Origin of the sequence: Rubellimicrobium arenae (assembly GCF_017916275.1) — a bacterium.
In the GTDB taxonomy this organism is placed as follows: Bacteria; Pseudomonadota; Alphaproteobacteria; order Rhodobacterales; family Rhodobacteraceae; genus Rubellimicrobium; species Rubellimicrobium arenae.
Genome location: NZ_JAFMST010000007.1, coordinates 178,386 through 194,986, shown reverse-complemented (window position 1 = coordinate 194,986; position 16,601 = coordinate 178,386). Strand labels below are relative to the sequence as shown.

Genomic DNA, 16,601 nt, shown 5'->3' with positions numbered 1-16,601 from the left:
TCCGGGTGCCGAGGATTCCCCTATGCTCAGCTTCATCCTGCGCCGCCTCCTGGTGGCCGTTCCGACGATCCTCATCCTGATCGTCATCAGCTTCATCCTGATGTTCGCGGCGCCCGGCGGGCCCTTCAACAGCGAGAAGCCGCTGCCCGCCGCCGTCATGGCGAACATCGAGTCCCGCTACGGGCTCGACCAGCCCTACGTCGTCCAGATCTTCAACTACGTCTGGAACATCGTCGCCCATTTCGACTTCGGGCCGTCCTTCAAGTACCGCGACCAGACCGTGACGGGGCTGATCGCCCAGGGTTTCCCGGTCACGCTGACCTACGGCTTCTGGGCCTTCCTGGTGGCCGTGGTGGTGGGCGTGGCCCTGGGGGTGCTGGCGGCGATCCGGCACAACACCTGGCTCGACTACCTCGCCACCGGATCGGCCATCGGGGCCTCGGTGCTGCCGAACTTCGTGCTGGCGCCGATCCTGGTGCTCGTGTTCACGCTCTGGCTCGGCTGGCTGCCGGGCGGCGGCTGGAACGGCGGCCAGTGGCAGTACGTGGTGCTGCCGGTGATCGCCCTCGCCACGACCTACCTGGCCGCCATCGCGCGGATCACCCGGTCCTCGATGCTGGAGGTGATGAACTCGAACTTCATCCGCACCGCCCGCGCCAAGGGCCTGCCGATGTCGCGCATCATCCTGCGCCACGCGCTCAAGCCCGCGATGCTGCCGGTGCTGAGCTACCTTGGTCCCGCCTTCGTGGCGATGATCACCGGGTCGGTGGTGATCGACGTGTTCTTCTCCACGGGTGGGATCGGCCAGTACTTCGTGAACTCGGCGCTGAACCGCGACTACTCGGTCATCATGGGGGTCACGATCCTCGTGGGCGTGCTCACCATCCTGTTCAACCTCGTGGTCGACATCCTCTACGCGTGGATCGACCCCAAGATCCGTCTTTGAAGGGGGGCCCGACATGGCGTTCCACGACCCCACCGCCGACGCCCTCCAGGCTCCGGCCCGGCCCGACAAGGGCCGGTCGCTCTGGACCGACGCGCGCCGGCGCTTCTTCCGCAACAGGGCGGCGACGGTCGCCCTGGTCGCGCTGGTCCTGATCGCGGTCTTCGCCTTCCTGGGCGGGTTCATCGCCCAGTACGAGCGGGACTACGTCGACTTTTCCCTGATCGGCATCAACGCCACCAAGGGCGTGCCGTCGATCGCCACCGGCCATTACTTCGGCACCGACCAGGAGGGGCGGGACCTGTTCGCCCGCACCGTGCAGGGCACGCGGCTGTCGCTCCTCATCGGAGTCGTGGGCTCGATGGTGGCGGTGATCGTGGGCACGCTCTACGGCGCGATCTCGGGCTACTTCGGGGGCCGGGTGGACAGCGTCATGATGCGGGTCGTGGACATCCTCCTGTCCATCCCCTTCATGTTCGTGCTGATCCTGATGCTCGTGATGTTCGGGCGGTCGCTGCTGATGCTGTTCATCGGGATCGGCCTCATCTCCTGGCTGTCCATGGCCCGGATCGCCCGCGGGCAGACGCTGTCCATCAAGAACAAGGAGTTCGTGGAGGCCGCCATCGCCACCGGCGTCCGGCCCCTGACGATCATCCTGCGCCACGTCGTCCCCAACCTGCTGGGCGTGGTGATCGTCTATGCCACGCTGCTGATCCCCGAGATGATCATCTACGAATCCTTCATCAGCTTCCTGGGCCTGGGCGTCCAGGAGCCCAACACCTCGCTGGGCGCGCTCATCTCGCGCGGGGCGGGGCAGATCGGGAACGGGGTGCCCTGGCAGCTTGGGTTCCCGCTCTTCTTCTTCGTCGTGATGCTGTTCGCCTTCTTCTTCGTGGGCGACGGGCTGCGCGACGCCATCGACCCGAAGGACCGCTGACATGGCACCGCTTCTCGAGGTCGAGGACCTCCGCGTCACCTTCCGCACCGGCGACGGCGAGGTGAACGCCGTCAACGGCGTGTCCTTTGCCCTGAACCCCGGCGAGACCCTGGCCATCGTGGGCGAATCCGGGTCGGGCAAGTCGCAGACGGCCTATGCCGCCATGGGCCTGCTGGCCCGCAACGGCCGCGCCACGGGGACGGTGCGCTACCAGGGCCGCAACCTGCTGGAACTGCCCCAGCGCGAGCTGAACAAGGTCCGGTCCGAGGAGATCGCCATGATCTTCCAGGACCCGATGACGTCGCTGAACCCGTACCTGCGGATTTCGGACCAGATGGCCGAGGTGCTGATGCTCCACAAGGGCATGGGCAAGCGCCAGGCGGTGGACGAGGCGGCGCGGATGCTGGACGCGGTCCGCATCCCCGACGCCCGCGCCCGCATCACCATGTACCCGCACGAGTTCTCGGGCGGCATGCGCCAGCGGATCATGATCGCCATGGCGCTCCTGTGCCGGCCCAAGCTGCTGATCGCCGACGAGCCCACGACCGCGCTCGACGTCACCGTGCAGGCGCAGATCATGAAGCTCCTGGGGGACATCAAGCGCGACCTGGGCACCGCCATGATCCTCATCACCCACGACCTGGGCGTGGTGGCGGGGTCCAGCGACCGGACCCTGGTGATGTACGGGGGGCAGATCATGGAGGAGGGCACGACCGACGCCATCTTTGCCACGCCCACGCATCCCTACACGCTGGGGCTCCTGTCCGCCGTCCCCCGCATCGACCGCGAGGACGAGGAGCTCCTGACCATTGCCGGGGAGCCGCCGGACATGTCCCGCCTGCCGCCCGGCTGCCCCTTCTTCCCCCGCTGCGCCTTTGCCCGGCCCGAGAACGCGACGCTCCGCCCGCCTCTCGTGCGGCTGCCCGACGGCCGCCGCCGTGCCTGCCATGTCCCGGTCGAGGAGATCCTCGCCCAGAAGGAGGTCGCCCAATGAGCGCCCCGATCCTCCAGGTGAGCGACCTCCGCGTCACCTTCGACGTTCCCGTCCGGGGCGGCTGGCCCTGGACCCCGCCCCGCAAGCTGCAGGCCGTGGGGGGCATCTCCTTCGACCTGTCGCCCGGCGAGGTGCTGGGCGTGGTGGGCGAAAGCGGCTCGGGCAAGTCCACGCTGGCCCGGGCGATCGTGGGGACCGTTCCGTCCACGGGGCGCATCCTGTTCGACGGGCGCGACATCGGCGCCCTGTCGGCCGAGGAGCGGCGGGCGCACCGGCGCGACGTGCAGATGATCTTCCAGGACCCGCTCGCGGCGCTGAACCCGCGCATGACGGTCGGGGACATCATCGCCGAGCCGCTGACGACACACTTTCCCAAAACGCCGCGCGCCGAGGTCCGCCAGCGGGTGCGGGACCTGATGGAGCGGGTGGGCCTCCTCCCCAACCTCGTGAACCGCTACCCGCACGAGTTCTCGGGCGGGCAGTGCCAGCGCATCGGCATCGCGCGGGCGCTGATCCTGAACCCCAAGCTGCTGATCTGCGACGAGCCGGTCTCGGCGCTCGATGTGTCGGTGCAGGCGCAGGTGGTGAACCTCCTGCGCGAGCTGCGCCGCGAGATGGGCATCGCCATGGTCTTCATCGCCCACGACCTTTCCGTCGTGCGCCACATCTCGGACCGGATCATGGTCATGTACCTGGGCCGCCTGATGGAGACCGCGCCCGCCCGCCAGCTGGTCGAGCGGCCGCGCCACCCCTACACGCAGTTCCTGATCTCCTCGGTGCCGATCCCCGACCCGGCGCTCGAGAAGGCGCGGCCTCGCCCGGTGCTGGAGGGGGACCTGCCGTCGCCGCTGTCGCCCCCCTCGGGCTGCGTGTTCCGCACCCGCTGCCCCAAGGCCAAGCCGAAATGCGCCGAGGTGCCGCCGCCGCCCTACGACGTGGCCCCCGGCCAGCGGGCGACCTGCCACTACTGGAACGAGCCCACGCCCATGATGCAGGCGGCCGAGTAGGGCCCGACCGCCGGGAGGGCGCCTCCCGGCGGCTCAGTAATCCCGCTCGAAGTAGATGCCGACGCTGGTGTCGCCGCGGGTGTCCACGCCCGCCCGCACAGTCAGGTCCGAGGTGAGGTCGAGGTTGATCGTGGCCTCGGTGCCCTCGGGCGAGACGACGACGTCGGTGTAGACGTTCTCGCTGATGTACTGGCCAAGCCGGAGCGCGACGTTGCCGCTGGCCGTGGTGGTCACGTCGAAGTCCGCGAGCCCCGCCCCGGCGCGCAGGTCGTCCACGAGCCCGCCGCCCCCGCCCGACAGCTCGGCCACCGCCGAGGCGAGCTGGACGGCCTGGAACGGCGTGATCGAGGCGATGTCCACGCCGAACAGGAGCTGGGCCAGCACCTCGTCCTGCGGCAGCTCGGGCGAGGAGGTGAAGGTCACCTCGGGCGAGGCGAGGGGACCCTCGAGCACGATGCTGATCGCCGTGCCGGTCCGCGCCGTGGTCTGGGCCACGAGCCGCAGGTAGGGGTTGAAGTCGCCCTGGAGGGTGGCCTGCCCCTCGGTCAGGTCGAAGCGCTGCCCCAGGATGGCAAGCCGCCCGCGCAGCAGCGAGAACTGCCCGATGGGGATGAGCTGGCGCGTGCTCCCTGTCAGGCGGAGCTGGCCGCCCAGCTCGGCGTCGAGCCCCCGGCCGCGCACGAAGACCCGGGCCGGCGCATCGAGCAGGATGTCGAGCCCGTAGGCCACCCCGCCGCCGCTGCCGCCGCCGGCGGCCTGGGCGTCGCCGCCCGACACGGACAGGCGGGCGCGGTCCAGGGTGGTCTGCACGGGAACCGAAGGGTCGATGTGGAAGACGGGCAGCGGCTCGCCCAGGGCGCCCACGCCCGAGGCGGGGACGCGCAGCTCCACGGTGTCGAGCGTCACGGCCCCCGCGATCAGCGCCCCGCCCGCGAGGGGACCCGTCACCGAGATCCGCCCGTTGCCGCGCGCCTCGTAGAGCGAAGGGTCGCGGATCACGAGGCCGGTCCCGTCGATGGACAGGTTGGCGTTGAAGGGCGGCTGGAGGCCCACGGGTCCGTTGACCGTCAGGCGGCCTCCGGTCGCAAAGCCCCCGGTCAGCGCGATCGTGGCGGTCCCGCCCGCGATGTCGGCCCGCCCGCTGATGCCGCTGATCGCCTCGCCCAGGTTGGGGTCCGACAGGCGCGCGCCCTGGACCGAGACCGAGCCCGACAGCGCCTCGAGCGACAGGGCTCCGGCCAGGCGGAGGTCGAAGCTCGCCGGTCCTTCGAGCCGCCGGGGATCGAGGAAGGCGTTGGCGATCTCGAGCGGGGCCGTGCCGGTGGCGCGGAGGTCCGTCGTCGCTCCGCCGACGCTGCCCGACACGCGGGCGTTGATGCCGCCGGGGCCGGTCACCTCGGCGTCCACCGTGGTGGCGCCGCCCGCGCCGAGCCCCGCCGTCCCCCGCGCCGTCACCGGGCCCGGAAAGTTCGGCACGAACAGGCCCAGGTCGGCCAGACGCGCATCGAAGGTCAGGTTCGCGGCGCCGCCCTGGGTCGTGCCCTGGCCGGTGACGCTGAAGTTCGGGAACCGCGCGTCCAGACCCTCGACCCGGAGGGCGCCGTCCTGGGTCCGGGCGGCCCGGCCGGACAGCGTGCCCGTCCCGGCCAGGAGCTGCGCCAGCGCGGGCTGGCCCGGGTTCAGGTCGCGCGCCGTGGCGTCCACCGTGAGATCGAAGCTCGCGAAGCTGGGCAGGGCGCGGCCGGTCACGGTGGCCGTGATCCCGCCCCCCAGCGGACGCCCGGCCAGCCGGGACCAGGGGCCTAGGTCGGCGACCGCGACATCGGCCGTGCCCGCGATCTCGTAGCCCCGGGCCGGCGGGGCGACGGTGGCGTCGATGACCGCGCGGGTGCCGGGGGCGGTCGCGTCGGCCTGGACCGTGATGGTCCCGTCCGCCGCGCGCGAGGCCGTGCCCGTCGCCGTCGCCGGGCCCGAAAGCCCCGGCGCGACGAGGCCGACCTCGGCCACGCGGAGGTCGAACCGGCCGTTGCCCGAGGTCTCGGTGAAGGTGCCGGCGCCTTCGGCCCGCAGCTGCGGGGTGTCGGCGGTGAGGTCGAGCGCCAGGCCGTCCTCGGGGCTGCGCTCCACCCGGCCGGTCAGGGTGCCCGGACCGGCCAGGAGGGGATCGAGCTGCGGCAGGCCGGTGCGAAGGTCGCGGGTGGTCGCCTCGACGGACAGGTCCAGCACGGACAGGTCGGTTCGCGCCGTCCCGGCGACGTTGGCCCGCACCGCCCCGCCCAGGTCGCGCCCGACGAGCGGCCCCAGCGGCGCGATGTCCGAAAAGTAGGCGGCCACGGTGCCGTCGAAGGCATAGGCCCCCTCGGCTGCGTCGAGCGTCCCGTCCACGGTGGCCTGGCCCGTGGGCAGCCGCGCCTCCAGGTCGAGGTCGAGGGCGCCGTCCTGCGCCCGCACCGCCGTTCCGCTCAGCCGTCCGGGGCCGGACAGCCCGCCCAGCACCGGGGCCACGTCCGGCAGGGACAGGTCCACCTCGGCGCGGCCCGCGCCTTCGGTGAACTCGGCCGAGACGGTGCCGTCGATCCGGTCGGCGTCGATGCGGAGGTTCCCGACCCGGAAGCTGGCCGGTCCAGTCCGCTCGGCCCGCCCGCCCAGGGTGGCCGACCCCGCCAGGAGGGCGTCCAGCGGGTCGATGCCGAAGCCCAGGTCGCGCGCCTGCGCCGACAGGGTCACGTCGAAGGTCGATGCATCCTGCGCGGTGCGTCCCGACAGGCTGAGGTTGGCCGCGCCGCGGGGCTCGATCCCGAGATCGGGCGCGAAGGTCCGCAGGAGGCCCTGGTAGCGGGCCAGCTCCTCGATCGAGGCCTCGGCGGTGAAGGTCAGGGGGGCCGGGACCGCATCGCCGGCGTCGTCCGTGGCCGCCGGAGGCTGGGTGCCCCGAAGCGAGACCTGCGCGCCGGGCAGCGTGGCCGAGGCATCGACGCGGGACTGGCCGGCCGCGTCCCGTTCGAAGGTGCCGCGAAGCGTCCCGGGGCCGGACAGGTCCGGGAAGGAGGCCCCGAGGTCCGCCACGTCGAGGTCGAAGCGCGCCGCGCTCGCCCGGCTGGTGATGTCGGCCGTGGCCGAGATGGTCAGCGCCTCGGTCCCGACGTCGAGCCGGTCCACCCGCAGGCCCGCCTCGTCCCGGGCGGCGGCAATGGCGATCTGGCCTTCCCCGGCCAGCAGCGGATCGAGCTGGGCGATGCCCACGCGCAGGTCGCGCGTGGTGCCCGACACCGCCGCGTCGAAGATCCCGTCGAGCGGGCGGACCGCGCTCACGATGGTGACGTCGGCCGAGCCGCCGAGGTCGAGGCCCGACAGCTCGGCAAAGCGGCCGAGGTCGGCGGCCTGCAGCAGCACCGAGGTTTCGGTCAGGAAGCCCGAGGCCGAGCCCGCGACCGTGCCTTCGACCTGCGCCTCGACCCCGGGGCCGGTGACGGTGAGCTGGCGGATCCGCAGCGGGCCGCCGTCCTCGGGCTGGGCCAGGTCGATGCGGCCCGAGATGTCGGCCCCGAGCGCCTCGCCGATCCCTTCGTCCGCGAAGGACAGCCCGGTGGCGGCATAGGCGAGGTCTCCGGTGAAGCGGCCCGGCGCCTGGTCGGTCGCGGGGCGGATCGTGCCGCCGCCCTCGAGCGTGAGCGACGGGATGGCGAGCCCGGGGCGGGCCAGGTCCTCGACCGCGAAGTTGCCGGTCCAGGCTTCGCCCTGCGCCTGGTCGTAGGACACGTCCAGCGTGACGCCGGTGACGGTGGTCCCGGCCGCGCCGGGCAGCGGCACCGCGCCGCCGTCCTCGCGCCCGATGGAGCCGTCGAGGTCGATCCGCGCGGGCCAGCCCTGCGGCGTGATCTCGGCCCGGCCGTTCAGCGTCAGGGCCTCGGCCCGCAGCCCCAGCGAGGTGAGCACGAAGGAGCCGTCCGCGCGGCGGATGCCCTTGGTCCGCAGCACCACGTCGGGGCCGAAGAAGGCCCCCGCCTCGGGCGCAAGGAGCGGCGTCACGTCGCCCCGGACGTCGAGCCCGAAGGCGCGCGACGTGACCTGCCCGTTCTCGGTCGCCGTGGTCTTGAGGGCGAAGGTCCCCGCGATGCGCGGCTGGTCGTCGGTGGCGAGCGTGATGTCCGCCGCATAATCGTCGATGGGCGCGGTGCCCTGCACGGTCAGCGCGACCGAGGGCAGCCCCGGCAGCCCCAGGGCGCGCGCCACGAGGCCCTGCGCCTCCTCCTCGACGCTGAGGTCCACGGCGAGCACGCGCGTGTCGTTGGCGTAGGAGGCCGCGAGCGCGAGCTGCCCGGCGCTGCCCTGGATGATCTGGGCGGCGATCTGGGCCTGTCCTTCGCCGCCCTCGAGGTTCACCGATCCATCGAGGGACAGGGCCAGCTCCTCGCCCAGGAGCGGCTCGCCCAGGACGATCCGGTCGCTGCGGAGCTGGCCGATGCGCACCGCAACGGGCAGGTCGGGCAGGGCGAAGGGCGTCGCTTCGGGGGTGGGCGCCGTGGGGTCGGCGACCGGCGCGCGCAGGATCTCGATGCTGCCGGCGGTCAGCTCCTCGACGTCGATGCGGCCGCGCAGCAGCGCCGACCGGTTCCAGTCGAGCGCGAGGTCGGTGGCCCGCAGCCAGACCCCCTCCTGGTCCGAGATGGTCAGCGAGGCCGCCGTCGCCCGCGAGGACAGCGCCCCTTCGAACCCTTCGATGATCACGGTCCGGGCGGTCGTGGACAGGGAATCCTCGATCAGCCCGGTCAGGAAGCCGCGGTCGCGCTCCTGCTCCTCGGGCGTCTGCGCCAGGGCGGGGAGGGGAAGGGCGCAGAGCGCCAGGACGGGAAGGAGCCTCAAAACGCCTGACCTATGCCGATGTAGAGTTGCACCGTCTCGAAGGAGCTTTCGCCCGTCGCCGGGGTGGCCACGTCGAGCCGGATCGGCCCCACGAAGCTGTTGTAGCGAACCCCGAGGCCCACGCCGGCCTGGTAGGGGCTGTCGGCGTCGGGCAGGGAGTCCTCGTCCACCACGCCCGCATCCGCGAAGGCCACCGCGCCGAAGCTTTCGGTCAGGCCCAGCCGCGCCTCGAGCTGGGCGCCCACGAAGGAGGCCCCGCCCAGGGTGACGGTCTCGCCCGGATCGTCGGGGTCGGGAACCTCGACGCCAAGGCTCTGGAAGGGCTGCCCCCGCACGGTCCCGCCCCCGCCCGAGAAGAACAGGTAGTCCTGCGGCACCTCGCTCCGCTCTGCGCCCACCACGCTGCCCAGCTGGCCGCGCGCCCCCAGCGTCAGCCGGGAGCCGAAGCTGCGGTAGTAGCGGGCGTCGGCGTAAAGCCGCGCGCCGTTGCCCGTGTCGCCGGTCACCGACAGGAAGGGCGTGACCTCGCCGTCGATGTAGAAGCCGGCCCGGGCGTCGCGCGGATCGTCGCGGCGGTCCCAGACGGCCGACAGCGGCAGGGTGAGCAGCGTGTAGTCCCGCGTCTCGATCTCGGTCTCCTCGTGGGCGGCCAGGACGCCCACGGCCGCCGACAGGGTCAGGTCGTCGCCCACGTACTGGGTCACGCCCACGTCGAAGGTGAACTGCTGGAGGAAGTACTCCTCCTCGTCCTCCTGCGAGATCCGCGCGTTCACCGTCAGGTCGGTGTCCGGGCTGAAGGTGGCCGGGCGCGCGAAGCTCGCCCCCAGGGCGTAGTCGAGGCCGCCGCCGCGCGTGTCCACGGCGCTGCCCTCGATGCCCGAAACCTCGGCGTCGAAGCGCAGCCGCTCGGCCCCGCCCAGGAGGTTGCGGTGGAGCCAGAAGGCGTTGGCCGACACCCCGTCCAGAGACGAGATCTCGAGGCCGAAGCCGATGCGGCGGGGCAGGGACTCGACCACCTGCAGCTCGATGGGCAGCGTGTCGCCCGGCCCGATCGTGTCGGATTCGACCGCCGCCACGCTGTCGAAGGTGCCCGTCCGGCGCAGGCGGTTCGTGGCCCTCTCGAGGACCTCGGGCGAGAAGACCCGCCCCGAGGGGAGGCCTGCGATGCCCAGGATGCGCGCGGTCCGCACGTTCCTGTTGCCGGTCACGGTGACGGTGCCGAAGGTCAGCTCGGGCCCCGGGTCGATCCCGACCGCCACGTCCAGGCGGCGCGCCGGGTGGTTGGCGATGACCTCCTGCGAGGCCACGCTGGCCTTGGCGTTGCCTTCGTCCCGCCAGGCCGCGATGGCGGCGTCGACGGCGGCCCGGACGGTTTCGGAACGGGCGACCTCGCCGGGGGCGAAGCCCGGGGGCAGCTCGGTGGCGGGGGCGAGTGGGCCGACCGCCGTCTGGCCGAAGGTGAAGCGCGGGCCGGGCGTCACGGACAGGAGCACCTGCCCGATCCGTTCGGGCGCGTCGAGCGGCGCGATCGTCGAGGCCTCCTGCCCGTCGATGGTGATGGCGATGACCCCGCCGTAATAGCCCTCGGCGTAAAGCCCGGCGAGCAGCCGCCGGTAATCCGCCCGGGCGGCGGCGACGTAGTCCTGGGCCGCCGTCAGCCCTTCGGCGTCCAGCGACAGGGTGAGCGAGGCGTTCTGGAGAACGGTGCGGAGATCGTCGTCCGTGTCCGGCGGCAGGACGAGCGTGGCGTCCTGGGCCTGGGCGGCCAGCGGCAGGAGGGTGGCCAGGACAAAGGTAGGCAGGCGGACCATCGGACCTCGCAGGAACCAGCGCGGGGCAGTGCGCCTTCGGAGCTTAAGCGTAGGTGTCCGGGCGCGGAAAGCCAGATGGGCGGTCCGGCCACGCCGGGCTCATATTTCCGCCGGGCCGGAACCGAACGGGTCCGCCGCATAGACGACATGCGTGAAGTGGAGCCCGTCGGGCGGCGCCACGGGCCCGCAGGCGGCGCGATCGCGGGCGGCCAGGGCCTCGGCCATGCGGCGGGGCGGCCAGGCGCCCGCGCCGACGCGTTCGAGGCTGCCCACCATGGACCGGACCTGGTTGTGCAGGAAGCTCCGCGCCCGGGCCCTGACGTGGATCTCGACGCCCTCGGGACCCTCGAGTTGCGCCACGGACAGCTCGTCCAGGGTCCGGACCGGGTTGTCGGCCTGGCACATGGCCGACCGGAAGGTGGTGAAGTCGTGGCGCCCCAGGAGATGCGCCGCCCCCTCGGCCATGGCCCCCGGGTCGAGCGGTCGTGCGACCCGCCAGCCCCGCCCGGCCGAAAGGGCCAGCGGCGCGCGGCGCTGCACGATCCGGTAAAGGTAACCCCGCTCGCGGGCCGAGAACCGCGCGTGCCAGTCGTCCGCCACCCGGGCGCAGGCCGTCACCGCGACCGGGTGCGGCCGGAGGTGGTGGTTCAGCGCCTCGGACAGCCGGAACGGGTCCCAGTCGCGCCGCATGTCGCAATGGGCGACCTGTCCCCAGGCATGGACCCCGGCATCCGTCCGGCCCGCCGCCGCCACGTTGTGCGGCCCGGGATCGAGCCGGAGGAGCGCCGCCTCGAGCGCTCCCTGCACGGATGGATGCTGGGCCTGCCGCTGCCAGCCGGCGAAGGGCGTGCCGAGATATTCGATCCTGAGCGCATAACGGGCCATGACGGGGGCCTAGCCGTTAGCCCCAGCGTCGGCAACCGGATCAGCCGCCTGAGCCGGCCGTCGCCCGTCGAGCAGGCGCGCGCCGCCTCGGGGTGGCGCAGGAGATCCGCAGGGCCGTCCTCCATGGGCCCGCCTTCGCCCTGACGTGGCAGCAGGACGCAGCGTCCCTCCCGGTTCCGAGCCGGTTGCGCCCCGACCGAGTTTGGGCAACAAGCAGGGGATGACGCTCGCGCAGAAAGCCCTCGCCGTCCACCTCCTGACAGCCACTGGGGCCGTCTGGGCCATCCTCGCCATGCTCGAGGCGGTGCAGGAGGATTGGAACATGATGTTCCTCTGGCTCCTCGTGGCGCTGTTCGTGGACGGGATCGACGGGCCGCTGGCGCGCAGGTACGACGTGAAGCGGAACGCCCCGGTCTTCGACGGGGTGCTCATGGACCTCGTGATCGACTACCTGACCTATGTCTTCGTGCCGGCCTACGCACTGTTCCGGTCGGGGCTGATGGACGGCTGGACGGGCTGGTTCGGCATCATCGTCATCACCTTCACCTCGGCGCTGTACTTTTCCGACACGCGGATGAAGACCAAGGACAACAGCTTCTCGGGCTTTCCGGGCTGCTGGAACATGGTGGTCCTGGCCCTGTTCGCCTGGAAGCCCGATTTCTGGATTATCGTCGTCCTGGTGACGATCCTCGCCGTGGCGATGTTCCTGCCGGTCAAGTTCGTCCACCCCGTCCGGACCGAGCGGTGGCGGGCGGTGACCCTGCCCTTGGCGCTGCTGTGGGTGATCTTCGCGGGATGGGCGGCCTGGGTGGACTTCCACCCGGAAAGCTGGGCGCAGTGGGGCCTGACCATCACGTCCTTCTATCTCCTGGGCGCGGGCGCGATGCAGCAGCTGGTCTACGGCAAGGAAGGCTAAAGGCGCGTCAGCACCACGCCCGTCACGATCAGTCCGACCGCAAGCCCCTTGGCGCGGTCCATCCGCTCCCCGAACGCGAGCCAGCCGATCAGGACGGCGAACAGGATCGAGGTTTCGCGCAGCGCCGCGACGACCGCGATGGGGGCGATGGTCATGGCCCAGATGGACACCCCGTAGGCCCCGTAGGAGGCCACCGAGCCCGCCGTGCCCAGCGCCCAGTCGCGCGGGCGCCGCGGCACGACGCCGACCCCCTTCCAGATCAGCATGGCCGCCGAGAACAGCGCCCCGCCGCCCACGAAGATCCAGCCGACATAGCCCACCGGCTCGCCCGAGATGCGCGCGCCCATCCCGTCGATCAGGGTGTAGGTGGCCGTCGCCGCGGCCGAGCCCAGGGCGAAGGGCAGGAGCTTGCGATCCTCGCGCGAGGTGAAGACCCCGCGGGCCATGAGAAGGATGCCGAGGCCCAGCACGAAGATCCCGGCGTATTCGTGCGCCGTCACCGCGTCGGGCAGCGTCGCCGCGCCGACCAGCGCCACCGCCATCGGGGCCGCGCCCCGGGCAAGGGGATAAACGCGGCTGAGGTCGCCCCGTTCATAGGCGAAGGTCAGGAACGACTTGTAGAACAGATGCGTGCAGGAGGCCGCGATGACCCAGGGCCAGGCGCCCGGGTCGATCGCCGGGCGGACAAGCACGACGAGGAGGCCAAGGACGATCTCGGCCACGCTGACGATCAGCATGGCCCCGATCTTGGAGGTCCCCACCTTCACGACGGCGTTCCAGGACGCGTGAAGGAAGGCGGCGAACAGGACCGCCGCCATGAGGCCCGTGGTCATGGGCGCGTCAGGCCGGGAAGGCCAGCTCGGTCAGGGCCTCGTCGCAGCGGGCGCAGGTGCAGGCATGGGCATGGGTGCCCACGTCCGGCAGGATCTTCCAGCAGCGCTGGCACTTCTCGCCCTCGGCCAGGGCGAAGACCACGGCCACGTCCGCCACGTCCGGCAGGCGGAAGGCGTCGGCGGGCGCGGGGTCGGTCGTGACGCTGATGCCCGAGGTGATGGACAGGTCGTCGAAGGCCACATCCTGCAACGCCTGGGCCAGCGCCTCGGGCACGAAGACCGTCGGCGCCGCCTCGAGCGAGGCCCCGATGACCTTGGCGGTCCGCTGCTTTTCCAGCGCGCCGGTGACGACGCGGCGGGCGGCGCGGATGGACTGCCACTTGGCGGCCAGCGCGTCGTCGCGCCAGTCGGCCGGCGTCGCCGGGAAGTCCTGAAGGTGGACCGAGGAGTCCTCGCCCGGATGACGCTCCAGCCAGACCTCTTCCATGGTGAAGGCCAGGATGGGGGCGAGCCAGGTCGTCAGGCGGTCGAACAGGTGGACCAGCACCGTCCGCGCGGCCCGGCGCCGGGGCGTGTCGCCATCGCAGTAGAGCGTGTCCTTGCGGATGTCGAAGTAGAAGGCCGACAGGTCCACGGTGGCGAAGTTGAACAGCGCCTGGAACACGCCCTGGAAGTCGTAGGCGGCGTATCCGGTGCGGACGACCTCATCCAGCTCGGCGAGGCGATGGAGGACCCAGCGCTCCAGCTCGGGCATCTGCGCGGGCTCGACGTGGTCGGCGGCGGTGACGTCGCCCAAGGAGCCCAGCAGGAACCGCATGGTGTTGCGCAGGCGGCGGTAGCTGTCCGCCGTGCCCTTGAGGATCTCGGGCCCGATGCGCTGGTCCACGGTGAAGTCGGTCTGCGCGACCCAGAGGCGCAGGATGTCCGCACCGTAGTCCTTGACGATCTGCTGCGGCGCGACCGTGTTGCCCAGCGACTTGGACATCTTCATGCCCTTCTCGTCGAGCGTGAAGCCATGGGTCAGCACGCCCCGGTAGGGCGCGCGGCCGATGGTCCCGCAGGCCTGGAGCAGGGAGGAGTGGAACCAGCCGCGGTGCTGGTCGGTGCCTTCGAGGTAGAGGTCGGCGAGGCCGTCCTCGCTCCCGTCCGCGCGGTCGCGCAGCACGAAGGCGTGGGTGGAGCCGGAGTCGAACCACACGTCGAGGATGTCGAAGACCTGCTCGTAGGCCTCGGGGTCCACGAGGCCGGACAGGAACCGCTCCTTGGCGCCGTCCTTGTACCAGGCGTCGGCGCCCTCGGAGTCAAAGGCGGCGACGATGCGGGCGTTCACCTCCTCGTGGCGGAGGAGGAAGTCCGGGTCGGTCGGCTTGGCGCCGCGCTTGACGAAGCAGGTGAGCGGCACGCCCCAGGCGCGCTGCCGCGACAGCACCCAGTCGGGGCGGGCCTCCATCATGGAATGGAGGCGGTTGCGGCCCGAGATGGGGGTGAAGGTCACCAGCTCCTCGATGGAGGTCAGCGCCCGCTGGCGGATCGTGTCGCCGTACTGGCCCTTGCCGTCGTCCAGCGGCTTGTCGATCGCCGCGAACCACTGGGGCGTGTTGCGATAGATCAGCGGCGCCTTGGAACGCCAGGAATGCGGGTAGCTGTGCTTGAGCTTGCCCTTGGCGAAAAGGCTGCCTGAGGCCGCGAGCGCCTTGATGACGCTGACATTGGCGGGGCCTTCCTTGCCCTCAGGCGTGATGATGTGCTGCCCGCCAAAGAGCGGCAGGTCGGGGCGGTAGGACCCATCCTCCAGCACGTTGTAGGTCATGGGCAGGCCGAACCGGAGGCCCAACTGGTAGTCGTCGTCGCCGTGGGACGGCGCGGTGTGGACGAAGCCGGTGCCCGCGTCCTCGGTGACGTGATCGCCGGGGAGCATGGGGACGTCGTAGTCCCATTCGCCGTTCGCGCCGTCGAGGCCCCGGAAGGGGTGCGCGAGGGTCAGGGCCTGAAGCTCCTCGGCCGAGACGTCGCGGAGACGCTGGACGTCGCCTTCGGCCAGCTTGGCCTGCGCGAAAACGGAGGCGGCGAGGGCGTCGGCCAGGATCACCGTCTCGGTGGAAGCGGGCTTCTCGTCGGTCGCGGGGCGGGTGACCTGATACAGACCGTAGGCGATGGACGGCCCGAAGGCCACCGCGCGGTTCTGCGGGATGGTCCAGGGGGTCGTCGTCCAGATCACCACCGAGGCCGCCAGGAGCGTCGCGTCGAGGCAGACGCCGCCGGCCAGCTCACGGGCCGAGGCGACGGGGAACCGCACCCAGATCTGGTGGCTGGTCGTGTCGTGGTATTCCACCTCGGCCTCGGCCAGGGCGGTCTTTTCGACGGGGCTCCACATGACGGGCTTGGAGCCTTGGTAGAGGCTGCCGTTCATCAGGAACGTCTGGAACTCGCCGGCGATCACCGCCTCGGCGTGGAAATCCATCGTGAGGTAGGGGTCGGCCCAGTTGCCGGTGATGCCGAGGCGCTTGAACTCCTCGCGCTGGACGTCCACCCAATGCTCCGCGAACTTCCGGCATTCCTGACGGAAGGCGACCACGTCCACGTCGTCCTTGTTCAGGCCCTTGGCGCGGTACTGCTCCTCGATCTTCCACTCGATGGGGAGGCCGTGGCAGTCCCAGCCGGGGATGTAGCGCGAGTCGCGGCCCATCATCTGCTGGGACCGGACCACCATGTCCTTGAGGACCTTGTTCAGCCCGTGGCCGATATGGAGGTTGCCGTTGGCATAAGGAGGCCCGTCATGGAGGATGAACGGGGTCCGGTTCGCCGCCGTGCTCCGCAGCCGCTCGTAGATGCCGATCCGGGCCCAGCGGGCGAGCCATTGCGGCTCGCGCTCGGGCAGCCCGGCGCGCATGGGGAACGCGGTCTCGGGCAGGTTCAGCGTGGACTTGTAGTCCGGGGCGGGCGTGTCGGTCACGGTATCGGGGGACATCGGGTCTTCTCCCTGGGATCGCAGGGTCTTTAGGGGAAGAGGGCCCTGGGGTCCAGCGGCGCACGCACCGCGCGGGGCCCGCAGGCAGCCTATCGTGCGCGCCCGGGGCCTTTGGCGGTGGTCGTGAGGTGGAACCTGTCCGGGGCACCGGGACCGAGGGGGAGGCGGCGATCAGCGCGGCGAACGGCCCCGTGTCTCGCGATCAGCCCGAGGAGGCGGCCTCGGATCGCCGGTCGCGTCCCTGACGGGGCTTCATTGTCCTGGCTCACCCGAGAGGGTCGAAGCAGGGTCGGGACACGGCAAGCCACTGGCCAGAGGCGTCGGTCGAATCGGCCCAACAAAGCGGCAGTCGGGCGAGATCGGCAGGTCCCTGAAGGGGGCGCATGGGGCTAATCGGGGGGACCTGTACAAAGGGACAGGTCAGGTAAGCTGCCGGGATGTATC

At 71.6% G+C, this 16,601-nt stretch carries 10 protein-coding genes; 5 read left to right on the top strand and 5 right to left on the bottom strand.

The genetic code is table 11. The features are described 5' to 3' along the window. Nucleotides 1–22 precede the first annotated feature (22 nt). Genes oppB through J3P31_RS12755 form a run of 4 tightly spaced genes read left to right on the top strand, consistent with a single transcriptional unit; the run spans nucleotide 23 to nucleotide 3,881 of the window. The gene (oppB, locus tag J3P31_RS12770; RefSeq protein WP_210528858.1) at nucleotides 23–946 is read left to right on the top strand and encodes an oligopeptide ABC transporter permease OppB; all 924 of its coding nucleotides are present in this window, start codon (nucleotides 23–25) and stop codon (nucleotides 944–946) included. 13 nt (nucleotides 947–959) lie between these two features. Beyond that, complete coding sequence (locus J3P31_RS12765; protein ID WP_210528857.1) at nucleotides 960–1,880, top strand: ABC transporter permease subunit; 921 nt, start codon at nucleotides 960–962, stop codon at nucleotides 1,878–1,880. Between the two features lies 1 nt (nucleotide 1,881). Further along, complete coding sequence (locus J3P31_RS12760) at nucleotides 1,882–2,874, top strand: oligopeptide/dipeptide ABC transporter ATP-binding protein (protein ID WP_210528856.1); 993 nt, start codon at nucleotides 1,882–1,884, stop codon at nucleotides 2,872–2,874. Continuing rightward, nucleotides 2,871–3,881: an ABC transporter ATP-binding protein gene (locus J3P31_RS12755; protein ID WP_210528855.1), complete on the top strand. Its 1,011-nt coding sequence runs from the start codon at nucleotides 2,871–2,873 to the stop codon at nucleotides 3,879–3,881. The genes J3P31_RS12760 and J3P31_RS12755 overlap by 4 nt, the downstream gene beginning before the upstream one ends. A gap of 33 nt (nucleotides 3,882–3,914) precedes the next feature. Here the strand turns inward: J3P31_RS12755 and J3P31_RS12750 are convergent, their stop codons facing one another. From J3P31_RS12750 to truA, 3 genes are all read right to left on the bottom strand, one after another. After that, nucleotides 3,915–8,744, bottom strand: a complete 4,830-nt coding sequence (locus tag J3P31_RS12750; protein WP_210528854.1) for a translocation/assembly module TamB domain-containing protein — start codon at nucleotides 8,742–8,744, stop codon at nucleotides 3,915–3,917. Beyond that, the gene (locus J3P31_RS12745) at nucleotides 8,741–10,555 is read right to left on the bottom strand and encodes an autotransporter assembly complex protein TamA (protein ID WP_210528853.1); all 1,815 of its coding nucleotides are present in this window, start codon (nucleotides 10,553–10,555) and stop codon (nucleotides 8,741–8,743) included. The genes J3P31_RS12750 and J3P31_RS12745 overlap by 4 nt, the downstream gene beginning before the upstream one ends. Nucleotides 10,556–10,654: 99 nt before the next feature. After that, nucleotides 10,655–11,440: a tRNA pseudouridine(38-40) synthase TruA gene (gene truA, locus J3P31_RS12740; protein ID WP_210528852.1), complete on the bottom strand. Its 786-nt coding sequence runs from the start codon at nucleotides 11,438–11,440 to the stop codon at nucleotides 10,655–10,657. 220 nt (nucleotides 11,441–11,660) lie between these two features. Between truA and J3P31_RS12735 the strand changes: the two genes are divergently transcribed. Continuing rightward, the gene (locus J3P31_RS12735) at nucleotides 11,661–12,356 is read left to right on the top strand and encodes a CDP-alcohol phosphatidyltransferase family protein (protein ID WP_210528851.1); all 696 of its coding nucleotides are present in this window, start codon (nucleotides 11,661–11,663) and stop codon (nucleotides 12,354–12,356) included. On the opposite strand, the gene J3P31_RS12730 is transcribed toward J3P31_RS12735, so the two are convergent. Both J3P31_RS12730 and ileS read right to left on the bottom strand, forming a co-directional pair. Further along, the gene (locus J3P31_RS12730; protein ID WP_210528850.1) at nucleotides 12,353–13,189 is read right to left on the bottom strand and encodes an EamA family transporter; all 837 of its coding nucleotides are present in this window, start codon (nucleotides 13,187–13,189) and stop codon (nucleotides 12,353–12,355) included. The genes J3P31_RS12735 and J3P31_RS12730 overlap by 4 nt on opposite strands. Nucleotides 13,190–13,196: 7 nt before the next feature. After that, nucleotides 13,197–16,157, bottom strand: a complete 2,961-nt coding sequence (ileS, locus tag J3P31_RS12725) for an isoleucine--tRNA ligase (protein ID WP_210528849.1) — start codon at nucleotides 16,155–16,157, stop codon at nucleotides 13,197–13,199. Nucleotides 16,158–16,601 lie beyond the last annotated feature (444 nt).

Excerpts from the sequence above, each read along its gene's own strand:
- oppB (WP_210528858.1), top strand. The coding sequence starts at position 23 with ATGCTCAGCTTCATCCTGCGCCGCCTCCTGGTGGCCGTTCCGACGATC.
- J3P31_RS12765 (WP_210528857.1), top strand. The coding sequence starts at position 960 with ATGGCGTTCCACGACCCCACCGCCGACGCCCTCCAGGCTCCGGCCCGG.
- J3P31_RS12760 (WP_210528856.1), top strand. The coding sequence starts at position 1,882 with ATGGCACCGCTTCTCGAGGTCGAGGACCTCCGCGTCACCTTCCGCACC.
- J3P31_RS12755 (WP_210528855.1), top strand. The coding sequence starts at position 2,871 with ATGAGCGCCCCGATCCTCCAGGTGAGCGACCTCCGCGTCACCTTCGAC.
- J3P31_RS12745 (WP_210528853.1), bottom strand. The coding sequence starts at position 10,555 with ATGGTCCGCCTGCCTACCTTTGTCCTGGCCACCCTCCTGCCGCTGGCC.
- truA (WP_210528852.1), bottom strand. The coding sequence starts at position 11,440 with ATGGCCCGTTATGCGCTCAGGATCGAATATCTCGGCACGCCCTTCGCC.
- J3P31_RS12735 (WP_210528851.1), top strand. The coding sequence starts at position 11,661 with ATGACGCTCGCGCAGAAAGCCCTCGCCGTCCACCTCCTGACAGCCACT.
- J3P31_RS12730 (WP_210528850.1), bottom strand. The coding sequence starts at position 13,189 with ATGACCACGGGCCTCATGGCGGCGGTCCTGTTCGCCGCCTTCCTTCAC.
- ileS (WP_210528849.1), bottom strand. The coding sequence starts at position 16,157 with ATGTCCCCCGATACCGTGACCGACACGCCCGCCCCGGACTACAAGTCC.